The sequence below is a fragment of the Limnohabitans sp. genome, from assembly GCF_038134685.1.
Lineage (GTDB): Bacteria > Pseudomonadota > Gammaproteobacteria > Burkholderiales > Burkholderiaceae_C > Limnohabitans_A.
This window is the reverse complement of record NZ_JAYPVP010000003.1, coordinates 25,461-37,432: the sequence shown is the minus strand read 5'-3', so window position 1 is coordinate 37,432 and position 11,972 is coordinate 25,461. Positions and strand designations below refer to the sequence as shown.

Genomic DNA, 11,972 nt, shown 5'->3' with positions numbered 1-11,972 from the left:
AGTCTGGACACCGATCGCGCTGAAGGATGTATCCGCTCGTTTGAGCATGCCTTCAGCAAGGAAGGCGGCTTGGCAGTTTTGCGCGGCAACATCGCCCAGGACGGCTGCGTGGTCAAGACCGCAGGCGTGGACGACAGTCTGCTGGTGTTCGAAGGCCCGGCCCACGTGGTCGAAAGCCAGGACGAAGCCGTCGAAAACATCCTGGGCGACAAGGTCAAGGCGGGCGACGTGGTCGTGGTCCGCTACGAAGGCCCCAAAGGCGGTCCTGGCATGCAAGAGATGCTGTACCCGACCAGCTACATCAAGTCCAAAGGCCTGGGCAAAGCTTGTGCACTGCTGACCGATGGTCGTTTCTCGGGCGGTACATCTGGCCTGTCCATTGGTCACTGCTCGCCCGAAGCGGCAGCGGGCGGCAACATTGGCTTGGTGCGCAATGGCGACCGCATTCGTATTGACATCCCCAATCGCAGCATCGACGTGTTGGTGAGCAATGAGGAGCTGGAAAAGCGCCGCGCCGAGCAGGACAAGCTGGGCTGGAGGCCCGCCAAGGCGCGTCCGCGCAAAGTCTCTGCCGCCCTCAAGGCCTATGCCTTGCTGGCCACCTCGGCTGATAAAGGTGCGGTGCGCGATCTGTCTCGTCTTGAAGGCTGATGCTCCGATGCCAGGGCCCCGCAAGGGGCCTTTTTCCCTTGTAGTTCCATGTTGACCCAACCCGAATTTGATCCCGTTGCACTGCAACTTGGCCCCATCGCGGTGCACTGGTATGGCCTGACGTACCTGGCTGCTTTTGCGCTTTTTATGCTGCTGGCTCGCCGCCGTTTGAAGCATCCGCCATTCGTGAATCTGTCAGCCTGGAAAGCGCAAGATGTCGAAGACATCCTGTTCTTGGGTGTGATGGGCGTCATCTCGGGCGGTCGTATCGGCTACTGTATGATTTACAAACCCGACTATTACGCGAGCCATCCTTTGGAAGTGTTTGCGGTCTGGCAGGGCGGCATGAGCTTTCATGGCGGCATGTTGGGTGTGATTGTGGCCATGGTGTGGTTTGCCCGAAGCCGGCAGCGTCCGTTTTTGCAGGTGATGGACTTTGTGGCCCCCTGTGTGCCCACAGGGCTCGCTGCAGGGCGCATAGGCAACTTCATCAACGGCGAACTTTGGGGGCGTGCAGCTGCTGCCGACTTGCCGTGGGCCATGGTGTTTCGGGGTGCGGGGGATGTACCACGTCACCCTTCGCAGATCTACCAGTTCTTGCTTGAAGGCTGTTTGCTGTTTGTGGTGTTGTGGCTGTATGCGCGCAAGCCCCGTGCAACAGGGCAGGTAGCGGCAGTTTTCCTTGGAGGCTACGGCTTGCTGCGGTTTGTAGCCGAGTATTTCCGCGAGCCGGACGCGTTTTTGGGCTTGCTCTCGCTGGGCCTGAGCATGGGTCAGTGGCTGTGCGTGCCCATGATGCTGGGCGGTTTGCTCTTGTGGTGGTGGGCTGGTCGCTCTGCGCAGGTGGCGCATGGCTGATCAGGCATCGGTTCACTGGTCGCAAGCAGACGCTGTAGCTCGGGTAGTGATTGATCGTCCTGCGCGCTTCAATGCGATGACCCGCCAGATGTGGCGAGACCTCAAGCGCGTGTTTGGTGAGCTCAATTGCAGGAGCGATGTGCGTTGTGTGCTCCTGCAGGGCCAAGGTGATCACTTCTGCGCGGGTGGGGACATTTCCGAATACCCGATGTTTCGACACGATGTCGAAGCGCTTCGCACCTTTCACGAAGAAGAGGTCTGGGGCGGTTTGCAAGCCATTCTGGATTGCGACGTTCCAGTGATTGCCGCCATTCGCGGCAATTGCATGGGGGCCGGGGTGGAGATGGCCAGCTGCTGCGATTTGCGCATAGCGACAGACGACGCTCGTTTTGGTGCCCCCATTGGCAAATTGGGTTTCCCAATGGCGCCGCGCGAAGCCTTGCTGGTGGCCGGCGCTTTGGGCGATGGCCTGGCTCGTGCGATGTTGCTGGGGGCGCAGATTTTCAAGGCAGAGCGCTTGCTGGGCAATGGATTCCTGTGTCAAACGCTAGAGTCTTTGTCTTTTGACGATGCTGTCGAACGCATGACAGAGCAAGTGCTGAGCCTGTCCACACTTTCCGCACGCCTGAACAAACAAACCCTGCGAGCCTTGGCTGCGCAGGGTTTGAGTGACGCTGTGTTGGACCGTGCCTACGATTACGCAGCGCACGAGGAACACCGCGAAGGAATTGCAGCCTTCCTGGAGAAGCGCCCGCCGCGTTTTTAACGAGCAGCGGGCCCGGTTTTTAGCGCAGAACCAGGACAGGAATGTGCGAGTGGGTCAACACCTGTTGGGTTTCGCTGCCCAGCAGCAAACGCTTGATGCCTTTGCGTCCATGGGAGGCCATGACGATCAAATCGGCCTTGTGTTTCTTGGCAGTAGCGATGAGGGCATCGGACACAACATCGGACTTGACGACCACAGGCTTGACGGCAACACCTTTGGCGCCAGCGGCTTTGGCCACGGCGTCCAGACTTGTTTTGGCAGCATCGGCCCATTGCTGCTCGACTTTGGCGATTTCCTGGGTGCTCAGTGGAATGCCGCCTTCAAAGTAGGCTTGCGGATAGCGGGGCACGACCTTGACCGCGACCAGCGTTGCGCCACAAGTAGCGGCCAAGGAAATGGCGCTGGCAATGGCTTTTTTGGACAGACTGGAACCATCGGTGGCGACCAAAATGCGTTGGTACATGGCAATCTCCTGTGAAGTTGTGGATGGATGATGTCAGATTAGGCGCTTGGACGCTATGCTGTCTTGATGTGCATCAAGCTTTTGCAAGCTCGATGCCTCTAAGGTAACGAGCATGACAGATATCACCAGCTCCACGACTGGAGCCCCCCTGACTGTGGCCGAAGAAGATCGGCAAGCCTGGCAATTGCTGGATGAGCCACAGGAGTGGCAAGTTTTCAGCCAGACAACGCCCGGGAAACCAGAGTGCTGGTCGTCCAGCGTTGTGTTTGAAGGGATGCATTGCGCGGCGTGTGCCATCACGATTGAGCAGGCGCTCAAGGCCATCCCCGGTGTGCAAGAGGTTCAGGTCAGTGCGGCCAGCCACCGTGGGCGCATCACCTGGAAGGAAAGTGTTACTCGTCCCTCGCAATGGATGGCTGCTGCGGCCCAGGCAGGTTACCGTGCCTTGCCTGCCAACGACGTACATGCCCATGAACGCCGTCGGCACGAAGCGCGCCAGATGGTGTGGCGAGTGTCTGTGGCGGGCATGTGCATGATGCAGGTCATGATGTACGCCACGCCCAGCTATGTCACTGCGCCTGGCGAGATTTCTCCCAATTTGATTGGATTGCTGCGTTGGGCATCATGGGTGTTGTCGCTGCCGGTCATGGTGTTTTCATGCAAACCGTTTTTCGTGAATGCGTGGCGTGACCTGAAACAGCGTCAGATCAGCATGGATTTGCCAGTAGCACTGGGCATGTTGATCGCCTTTGTGGTCAGCTCCCTCGGGACGTTTGATCCCGAGGGGTTGTTTGGCTCGGAGGTGTACTTCGATTCGCTGACCATGTTTGTGTTTTTTCTGCTGACGGGGCGCTGGCTGGAGCTGCGTATGCGCGACAAGACGGCAGGAGCGTTGGAGGCGGTCATGAACCGCTTGCCTGATCAGGTGGTGCGACAAGTGGGTGATCAATGGCAGAGGGTATCCATTCGCAAGCTCGTGGTTGGTGATGTCATCGAGGTTTTGCCCGGACAGGCTTTTGCCGGCGACGGTGTCTTGATAGCGGGACATTCTGAAGTGGATGAGGCTTTGCTCACTGGAGAGTCGCGACCCTTGACTCGTGGCGTGGGCGATGCCGTGATTGCAGGTAGCCACAACTTGTCGGGCCGAGTGCTGGTACGCATCACACAGGTGGGGGCTGCTACGCGGTTTGCACAAATCGTGAACCTGATGGAGTCTGCTTCGGTCACCAAGCCGCAAGTGGCTGTGTTGGCTGACCGCTGGGCCAAACCATTCTTGTGGGGAGTGTTGATCGCAGCCAGCGCGTCGGCATGGTACGGGTGGCAGCAAAGTCCGGCTCATGCGGTGATGGTGGCCGTGTCTGTGCTGGTCGTCACTTGCCCATGTGCGCTTTCGCTGGCGACGCCCTCTGCCATGTTGGCCGCTGCAGGCGCTCTGGCCCGAGGCGGTGTTCTGGTGCGGCGCCTGAGTGCGCTGCAACGTTTGACTGAAGTCGATACCGTCATTTTTGACAAAACCGGTACGCTAACGCGCGATGACTTCACTGTGTCGAGCGTTCATGTGCGCGACGGTGTATCGCCTCAGCAGGCCGTGTTTTTGGCCTCGGCCCTGGCAAGGCAATCCATACATCCGGTCTCGCGCGCCTTGGTGGCGTACGCGCGACAGACCATGCCTGCACAAGACGCGGCGCTCGAACTCCAGGGCTTTGAGGAAAAGTCAGGGCAGGGCCTGCAGGCGCGGCTGCAGCGGGATGGGCAGACGATGGACTTGCGCCTGGGCTCGGCAGCTTTCTGCGGTGCCCCGGCTTTGAGCTCTGATCAATTGCAGGTCAGCCTGGCTGATGCCCATGGTTGGATGGCGACCTTTGAGTTGAACGAAGCTTTGCGCGAGGATGCGGCCGCTATCGTCAAGTCCTTGCAGGACAAGGGGCTGGATGTGCGCATTCTTTCCGGTGACGGTGTCGCTGCCGTGCAACGCGTGGCCCGTGCACTCCATGTTGAGTCGGCTCGTGGTCTTTGCACCCCGCAGGACAAGTTGCAGCAGCTGCAAACGCTGCAAAAGCAGGGACATCGCGTGGCCATGGTGGGCGATGGCCTCAACGATGGGCCTGTTCTTTCTGGGGCAGACGTGTCTTTTGCGCTGGGGCAAGCAGTGCCGCTGGCCCAGGCTCAGGCAGATTTTGTGTTGTTGGGTGGGCAATTGCGCGATTTGCTGAACGCTTGGCAGCACAGCACTTTGACCATGAAGATCGTACGTCAGAATCTTGTTTGGGCCTTGGTGTACAACCTGGCCTGCATTCCACTGGCTCTCTTGGGCATGTTGCCGGCATGGGCTGCTGGCTTGGGCATGGCCACCAGCTCTTTGGTGGTGGTGCTCAATGCGCTTCGACTTTCCACGAACGCGAAGCAAAAGAATTCTTAATGATTAGAAGTATGCATAAGGACAAAGCATGGATATTCTTTACTTGCTGATTCCCTTGTCGGTCGTTCTGGTGTTTTTCATCCTCGCAGGCCTCTGGTGGGCCATCCAAAGGGGGCAATTTGAAGACATCGAAGCAGAAGGTGAGCGCATTCTGCGCAACGATTGATATTCATCAAGTGTTTGGAGCTGTAAAGCCCTGACACTCGGACTGTTAATTTGTGTAAATACGAGGTGAAAATGAAATTTGCCAACACGCAAGCCTCTGTCTACAACGATACCGTTGTCAGACAATTCGCCATCATGACGGTGGTGTGGGGCGTGGTCGGTATGCTCGTCGGCGTCATCGTCGCGGCGCAGCTGGCCTTTCCGGAGCTGAACCTGGGCCTTCCATGGACCTCGTTTGGGCGACTGCGACCACTGCATACCAATGCCGTGATCTTTGCTTTTGGTGGTTGCGGCCTGTTCGCCACTGCCTACTACGTCGTTCAGCGTACCTGCCAGGTGCGCCTGTTCAGCGACAAGCTGGCGGCCTTTACCTTCTGGGGTTGGCAGCTGGTCATTTTGTTGGCTGCCATTTCGCTGCCTTTGGGTTACACCAGCGGCAAGGAATATGCCGAACTCGAGTGGCCCATCGACATCCTGATCACTTTGGTCTGGGTGGCTTTCGCAGTGGTCTTCTTCGGTACCGTGGGCACACGTAAGGTGCGTCACATCTATGTGGCCAACTGGTTCTACGGCGCTTTCATCATTGCGGTGGCCTTGCTGCACCTGGTCAACAGCGCTGCGTTGCCAGTGGGTGCCCTCAAGTCCTACTCTGCTTATGCCGGCGTGCAAGACGCCATGGTGCAGTGGTGGTACGGTCACAACGCGGTGGGCTTTTTCCTCACTGCAGGCTTCCTGGGCATGATGTATTACTTCATCCCCAAGCAAGCAGAGCGTCCCGTGTACTCGTATCGCCTGTCGATCGTGCACTTCTGGGCCCTGATTTTTACCTACATGTGGGCAGGTCCTCACCACCTGCACTACACCGCCTTGCCTGACTGGACCCAGTCGATTGGCATGGTCTTCTCCCTGATCCTGCTGGCCCCCAGCTGGGGCGGCATGATCAACGGCATCATGACGCTGTCGGGCGCCTGGCACAAGCTGCGTGATGACCCCATCCTGCGCTTCCTGATCGTGTCCCTGTCGTTCTACGGCATGTCCACCTTCGAAGGCCCGATGATGTCCATCAAGACCGTCAACGCCCTGTCGCATTACACCGACTGGACCGTGGGCCACGTGCACTCTGGTGCCTTGGGTTGGGTGGGCCTGGTGACCATGGGTTCCATGTACTACCTGATCCCGCGCCTGTTTGGCCAGAAGAAGATGTACAGCATCAAAGCCATTGAAATCCACTTCTGGACCGCCACCATCGGTATCGTGCTGTACATCGCAGCCATGTGGATTGCCGGTGTGATGCAAGGCCTGATGTGGCGCGCCATCAACACCGACGGTACCCTGACTTACACCTTCGTCGAGTCGGTGAAAGCCTCCATGCCGTTCTTTGTGTTGCGTCTGGTGGGTGGTTTGCTGTACCTGGGCGGCATGTGTCTGATGCTGTGGAACGTCATCAAGACGGCTACCATGGGCCGTTCCACCGAAGTGCAGATTCCTGCTGTTACAGCACACGCCTGAGGAGAAAAACAACATGGCAAACAACCATCAATCTGGCGGTCTCTCCCACGAGAAAGTGGAAACCAACAACTTCCTGATGATCGTGCTGATCTTCATCGTGCTGCTGTTTGGCGGCCTGGTGGAAATCGTTCCGCTGTTCTTCCAGAAGTCCACCACTCAACCGATCGAGGGTCTCAAGCCCTATACCGCGCTGCAAGTGGCCGGCCGTGACGTTTATGTGCGTGAAGGCTGCTACAACTGCCACTCGCAGATGATTCGTCCCTTCCGCGCTGAAACCCTGCGTTATGGCTCCTACTCCCTGGCCGGTGAGTTTGTGTATGACCACCCCTTCCAGTGGGGCTCCAAGCGTACGGGTCCCGACCTGGCGCGCGTGGGTGGCCGTTACAGCGACGAGTGGCATCGTATTCACCTGGTCAACCCGCGTGACGTGGTGCCCGAGTCCATCATGCCTGCCTACCCATGGCTGGAAAAGAACACGGTGGATGCCTCGAGCATTGGCGCACACATGAAGGGTCTGCGTACCTTGGGCGCGCCATACAGCGATGAAGAAATCGCCAAGGCGCCTGAAGAGGTCAAAGGCAAAACCGAAATGGAAGCGGTCATCGCTTACCTGCAGGTTTTGGGCATCCATCGCAAGTGAAGTGACAGGGGAACTGTATGGACATCAATACTGCTCGCTCGATCGTGACTGTGCTGACCTTCATTGCCTTTTTGGGCATTGTCTGGTGGGCTTGGTCTGGCCGTAACAAGGCCAAGTTTGACGAAGCTGCTCAGCACCTGTTGCGCAACGATGACTGAACGCGGTTCCCTTTCCACAAATACAAGGAATAAAAATGAGTGACTTCATCAGCAACTTCTGGTCTCTCTATGTGGCCGGGATCACCCTGGTCAGCATCATCGCCTGTCTCTTGCTCCTGTGGTTCTCGGGCAAAGCCAAGGCCATGACGGCCAACGACAACACCACGGGTCACGTCTGGGACGGCGACCTGCGTGAAATGAACAACCCTCTGCCGCGCTGGTGGGTGGGGCTGTTTCTGATCACCATTGTGTTTGCCCTGTTGTACCTGGCGATGTACCCCGGTGCGGGCTCTTTCGGCGGCAAATTCGGCTGGTCTTCACATGGCCAGTGGGACGCCGAAATGGCCAAAGGCAATGAGCAAGTGGCACCGGTGTATGCCAAGTTCTCGGGCATGGCCGTGGAAGAAGTGGCCAAGGATCCGCAAGCCATGGCCATTGGTGACCGCCTGTTCATGAACAATTGTGCCCAGTGCCACGGTTCTGATGCGCGCGGCAGCAAGGGCTTCCCCAATTTGGCGGATGGCGACTGGCTCTGGGGCGGTGCTCCCGAGGCGATCAAGGAAACCCTGGTCAATGGTCGTCAAGGCATGATGCCTCCGATGGCTGCTGCAGTGGGTTCGCCTGACGATGTGCGCAACCTGGCTCACTATGTTTTGAGTCTGTCTGGCGCGCCCAATGACTCCGTCAAGGCCGCTTTGGGCAAGTCCAAATGGGGCGCCTGTGCTGCCTGTCACGGTATGGACGGCAAAGGCATGCAGGCCATGGGTGCGCCCAACCTGACCGATGACGTCTGGCTGCACGGCTACGGCGAAAACGCGATTGTTGAGCGTATCAACAATGGCAAGCATGGCGTGATGCCAGCATGGAAAGACAAGTTGACCGAAGGTCAGATCCATGTCCTGTCTGCATACGTCTGGGGCTTGTCAAATATCAAGACCGCGAACGCCAAGTAAGCGTACATTCAAAGGGCACCTCTCGGGGTGCCCTTTTTTGTTTTGTCGGGAAGAAAAGATTGAGCTCACAAGATTCAAACAGCACCTCGCAAGCTTCCAAACAGGTGGATGCTGAAGACAGCACACAACTGGTTTCCTTGTACGTCGCACAAAAGAAGATTTACCCGCGCAGTGTGCAGGGCTTGTTTGCAAAGTGGCGCTGGGGCTTGGTCATCCTGACGCAAATCATTTTTTACGGTTTGCCCTGGCTGGAGTGGGGGCAACGACAGGCGGTGCTGTTCGATCTGGGCGCGCGTCGCTTCTATATTTTCGGGATCGTGCTGTATCCGCAGGACTTTATTTACCTGACAGGGCTGCTGGTGATCTCTGCGCTTTCCCTGTTCCTGTTTACGGCGGTGGCGGGGCGTTTGTGGTGTGGCTATGCGTGTCCACAAACGGTCTATACCGAAATTTTCCTTTGGTTCGAGCACAAGTTTGAAGGTGACAGGTCTGCGCGCATGCGCCTTGATGCGGCTCCCTTCAGTCTCAAAAAGTTGTGGCGCAAAGGCGGCAAGCATCTGGCCTGGATTGCTTTCTCCCTTTGGACTGGCTTTACCTTTGTTGGCTACTTTGCACCGATTCAACAATTGGGCGGCGACTTCATCGCAGGGCAGGTGAGCGCCTGGGGTATTTTCTGGATTCTGTTTTACGGCTTTGCCACCTACGGTAACGCTGGTTTCATGCGCGAACAGGTGTGCAAATACATGTGCCCCTACGCACGTTTCCAGAGCGCCATGTTCGACAAGGACACATTGATCGTGACCTATGACGAAGAGCGTGGTGAGCCACGTGGTGCGCGCTCGAAGAAGGCTGATCTGTCGACCCTGAATCTGGGCTCGTGTGTGGATTGCAGCCTGTGCGTGCAGGTGTGCCCCACAGGTATCGATATCCGCCAGGGGCTGCAATATGAGTGCATCGGTTGCGGTGCTTGTGCAGACGTGTGTGATACGGTCATGGACAAGATGGGATACGCCCGTGGACTGGTCAAGTATTCCACGCAAAATGCCATGGTCAACAAGTGGGATGGCAAGCAGACCCTGCGCCGTGTCATGCGGCCACGCGTGCTGGTTTACACGGGTATTCTCTGGCTCATCATCATTGCGGTTTTTGCATCCCTGCTGATGCGCACACCGTTCAAGGTTGATGTCGTGCGTGACCGTGCTGCATTGGCCAGGATTGTTCAGGGTGGCAAGGTCGAGAACGTGTATCGCCTCCAGTTCATGAATGCAGCAGAGCATGCGCTCGATTTCAAACTCACCGCAGAGGGCATCAATGGGCTGCAAATCGTGACTGAAGACACTGTCAATGTGCCCGCCACAGAAGCCCGCTGGGTGACCGTGCGATTGCAAATGCCTTACGATGCTGCTGCATCTGGCACGCACGCGATACATTTCAACATTCAGTCTGTGGATCCGCAAGGACAGGAAGTCGGTCATTTGAGCGAGAAATCCATGTTCCTGGTTCCACGCTGACTTTGGAGGGAATAATCATGACGCAATCAATGTCTAAACCATGGTGGCGATTTGGCCATGTCTGGCTGGTGATTCTTGGCCCCGTGGTCGTGATGATCGCCAGTTTTGTGACCTATTATCTGGCTGCCAAAGCCCAGGATCCGGTGATCAACACGCAAGCTTATGTACCGGCAGAGGACGAGTCCAGCGCGCGCAATATTGGAGCTGCGCCGGCCATGCAAGCTCGCAACCATGCGGCTACGGGTGTCATGCCCGAAGCCAAAGATAAAAAATAAATGATCAAAAGTACCGTCGTCCAATCGAAACAAAAAGGAGACTGATATGTTGGGACAACGAGTGATGTGGGTGCTCTGGCCGGCTTTCCTGGTCGCAGGTTTGCTGGAAGTGCTGGTGTTTGGCTTGGTGGATCCGCAGGACCTTTCCTGGTTTGGACATCCGCTGGCCGTTTCGCGTGAGGCGGTCTATACCATCGGCTTTTTCCTGTTTTGGGGTCTGACGATTTTGTCCAGCGCCTTGACCACCATGCTCAGCATGTCGCCGTTTGAGGTCAACCGCTGCCCAGTGCCGGAAAACCAGCGACCTGCAGACTGTGCCAAAACAGCCTGCTGCCGCTGAAAAAAAGAGCCCCTGCTGGGGCTCTTTCTTTTGTGACACCGATACTTTGCAGTTTTAGCAGTTGGAACAGGACGATTGGTTGTTCACCAGGTTTTGCAGAGACTGTGTGTTGAGGATGCGAACATGCCGCTGCTTGACCTCCACAATGCCTTCTTCCACAAACTTTGAAAAGGTTCGGCTGACGGTTTCGAGCTTGAGGCCCAGGTAACTGCCAATTTCCTCACGGGTCATGCGCAGCACCAGTTCTGATTGGGAAAAACCACGTGCATGCAAACGCTGCACCAGGTTGAGCAGGAAGGCGGCGACACGCTCTTCGGCGCGCATGCTGCCAAGCAAAAGCATCACGCCATGTTCACGCACGATTTCGCGGCTCATGATCTTGTGCACATGGCTTTGAAGGGCAGTGACTTCGCGTGAAAGCTCTTCAATCCGGTCGAAGGGCATGACGCAGACCTCAGCATCTTCGAGGGCGATGGCATCGCAGGTATGGCGATCGTGAACGATGCCGTCGAGCCCAATGATCTCGCCAGCCATCTGAAAGCCGGTCACCTGATCGCGGCCATCCTCAGTGGCCAATGCAGTCTTGAAAAACCCAGTCCGGATGGCGAAAAGCGATGTGAATTTGTCGCCATTGTTGAACAGCGTATCTCCGCGTTTCACCTTGCGGCGAGTGGCCACGAGCTCGTCGAGTTTGATCAGGTCCTGATCAGACAGGCCAACCGGCATGCACAACTCACGCAGGTTGCAGTTGGAGCAGGCGACTTTGATGCTTTGTTTGTCCATAGAGTGTGAGGGGCTTGTTTGCCCCAGATCAAGTGGCTAGCTTAATACGTTTTGCCCCGCTGCATGTTGCGTAGCTCTTTATTGTGCATATTTCGGGTGAAAACGCCGGAAAAGTTGATGTGTATCAAGGCCGAAAAGTGATTCAGAGGTCACAGTACGGCATCCATCTTGATCAGACTGCAGCACGACCATGAGTGCCATCACCTCCGAATCGCTGACCCGCTTTGATGTCCCCGGGCCACGCTACACCTCTTACCCTACTGCAGACCGGTTTGTGGAGGCTTTTACGGAATCGGATTATTTGCAGGCGCTCGATCAACGCAGCGGCAGCGCGGCAGCCCGGTCACAACCGCTGTCCTTGTATGTGCACATTCCGTTTTGCGAGTCCTTGTGCTACTACTGCGCCTGCAACAAGATCATCACCAAGCACCATGAGCGCGGCGCCGAGTACCTCAAGTACCTGGAGCGCGAGGTGCAGCTG

The 11,972-nt window shown here is 57.0% G+C and carries 14 protein-coding genes and 1 pseudogene; 13 read left to right on the top strand and 2 right to left on the bottom strand.

Annotated elements, in window-relative coordinates; genetic code table 11:
• From AAFM15_RS02015 to AAFM15_RS02005, 3 genes are all read left to right on the top strand, one after another.
• Positions 1–651, top strand: a 651-nt coding sequence (locus tag AAFM15_RS02015) for a dihydroxy-acid dehydratase (protein WP_341685030.1), incomplete at its 5' end; no start/stop codon positions are given.
• 48 nt (positions 652–699) lie between these two features.
• On the top strand, positions 700–1,509 hold the full coding sequence (gene lgt, locus AAFM15_RS02010) for a prolipoprotein diacylglyceryl transferase (protein WP_341685029.1): 810 nt from the start codon (positions 700–702) through the stop codon (positions 1,507–1,509).
• On the top strand, positions 1,502–2,275 hold the full coding sequence (locus tag AAFM15_RS02005) for an enoyl-CoA hydratase-related protein (RefSeq protein ID WP_341685028.1): 774 nt from the start codon (positions 1,502–1,504) through the stop codon (positions 2,273–2,275). Before lgt ends, AAFM15_RS02005 begins: the two co-directional genes overlap by 8 nt.
• Positions 2,276–2,294: 19 nt before the next feature.
• Here AAFM15_RS02005 and AAFM15_RS02000 read toward each other — a convergent pair whose 3' ends face one another.
• Positions 2,295–2,738, bottom strand: coding sequence for a universal stress protein (locus tag AAFM15_RS02000; protein WP_341685027.1), 444 nt, complete (start codon positions 2,736–2,738; stop codon positions 2,295–2,297).
• A 112-nt stretch (positions 2,739–2,850) separates the two neighbouring features.
• On the opposite strand from AAFM15_RS02000, the gene AAFM15_RS01995 reads away from it, so the two are divergent.
• The 9 genes from AAFM15_RS01995 to AAFM15_RS01955 all read left to right on the top strand — a co-directional run bounded on the left by AAFM15_RS01995 (position 2,851) and on the right by AAFM15_RS01955 (position 10,708).
• A complete protein-coding gene (locus tag AAFM15_RS01995; RefSeq protein ID WP_341685026.1) occupies positions 2,851–5,157 on the top strand; it encodes a cation-translocating P-type ATPase in 2,307 nt (768 codons plus the stop codon).
• A gap of 28 nt (positions 5,158–5,185) precedes the next feature.
• The gene (gene ccoS, locus AAFM15_RS01990; protein WP_341685025.1) at positions 5,186–5,323 is read left to right on the top strand and encodes a cbb3-type cytochrome oxidase assembly protein CcoS; all 138 of its coding nucleotides are present in this window, start codon (positions 5,186–5,188) and stop codon (positions 5,321–5,323) included.
• Between the two features lie 71 nt (positions 5,324–5,394).
• Positions 5,395–6,831, top strand: coding sequence for a cytochrome-c oxidase, cbb3-type subunit I (ccoN, locus tag AAFM15_RS01985; protein ID WP_341685024.1), 1,437 nt, complete (start codon positions 5,395–5,397; stop codon positions 6,829–6,831).
• A gap of 13 nt (positions 6,832–6,844) precedes the next feature.
• On the top strand, positions 6,845–7,471 hold the full coding sequence (gene ccoO / locus AAFM15_RS01980; RefSeq protein WP_341685023.1) for a cytochrome-c oxidase, cbb3-type subunit II: 627 nt from the start codon (positions 6,845–6,847) through the stop codon (positions 7,469–7,471).
• Between the two features lie 17 nt (positions 7,472–7,488).
• Complete coding sequence (locus AAFM15_RS01975) at positions 7,489–7,629, top strand: cbb3-type cytochrome c oxidase subunit 3 (protein ID WP_341685022.1); 141 nt, start codon at positions 7,489–7,491, stop codon at positions 7,627–7,629.
• Between the two features lie 35 nt (positions 7,630–7,664).
• The gene (ccoP, locus tag AAFM15_RS01970) at positions 7,665–8,582 is read left to right on the top strand and encodes a cytochrome-c oxidase, cbb3-type subunit III (RefSeq protein WP_341685021.1); all 918 of its coding nucleotides are present in this window, start codon (positions 7,665–7,667) and stop codon (positions 8,580–8,582) included.
• Positions 8,583–8,686: 104 nt separating this feature from the next.
• On the top strand, positions 8,687–10,093 hold the full coding sequence (gene ccoG / locus AAFM15_RS01965) for a cytochrome c oxidase accessory protein CcoG (protein WP_341685127.1): 1,407 nt from the start codon (positions 8,687–8,689) through the stop codon (positions 10,091–10,093).
• Positions 10,094–10,122: 29 nt separating this feature from the next.
• Positions 10,123–10,368, top strand: a complete 246-nt coding sequence (locus AAFM15_RS01960) for a nitrogen fixation protein FixH (RefSeq protein ID WP_341685020.1) — start codon at positions 10,123–10,125, stop codon at positions 10,366–10,368.
• Between the two features lie 46 nt (positions 10,369–10,414).
• Positions 10,415–10,708 carry a hypothetical protein gene (locus AAFM15_RS01955; RefSeq protein ID WP_341685019.1) on the top strand — a complete coding sequence of 98 codons (294 nt, stop codon included), beginning with the start codon at positions 10,415–10,417 and terminating at the stop codon, positions 10,706–10,708.
• A gap of 54 nt (positions 10,709–10,762) precedes the next feature.
• On the opposite strand, the gene fnr is transcribed toward AAFM15_RS01955, so the two are convergent.
• The gene (gene fnr, locus AAFM15_RS01950; protein WP_341685018.1) at positions 10,763–11,491 is read right to left on the bottom strand and encodes a fumarate/nitrate reduction transcriptional regulator Fnr; all 729 of its coding nucleotides are present in this window, start codon (positions 11,489–11,491) and stop codon (positions 10,763–10,765) included.
• Positions 11,492–11,681: 190 nt separating this feature from the next.
• On the opposite strand from fnr, the pseudogene AAFM15_RS01945 reads away from it, so the two are divergent.
• A pseudogene (locus AAFM15_RS01945) lies at positions 11,682–11,972 on the top strand (coproporphyrinogen III oxidase); the annotation flags it as partial.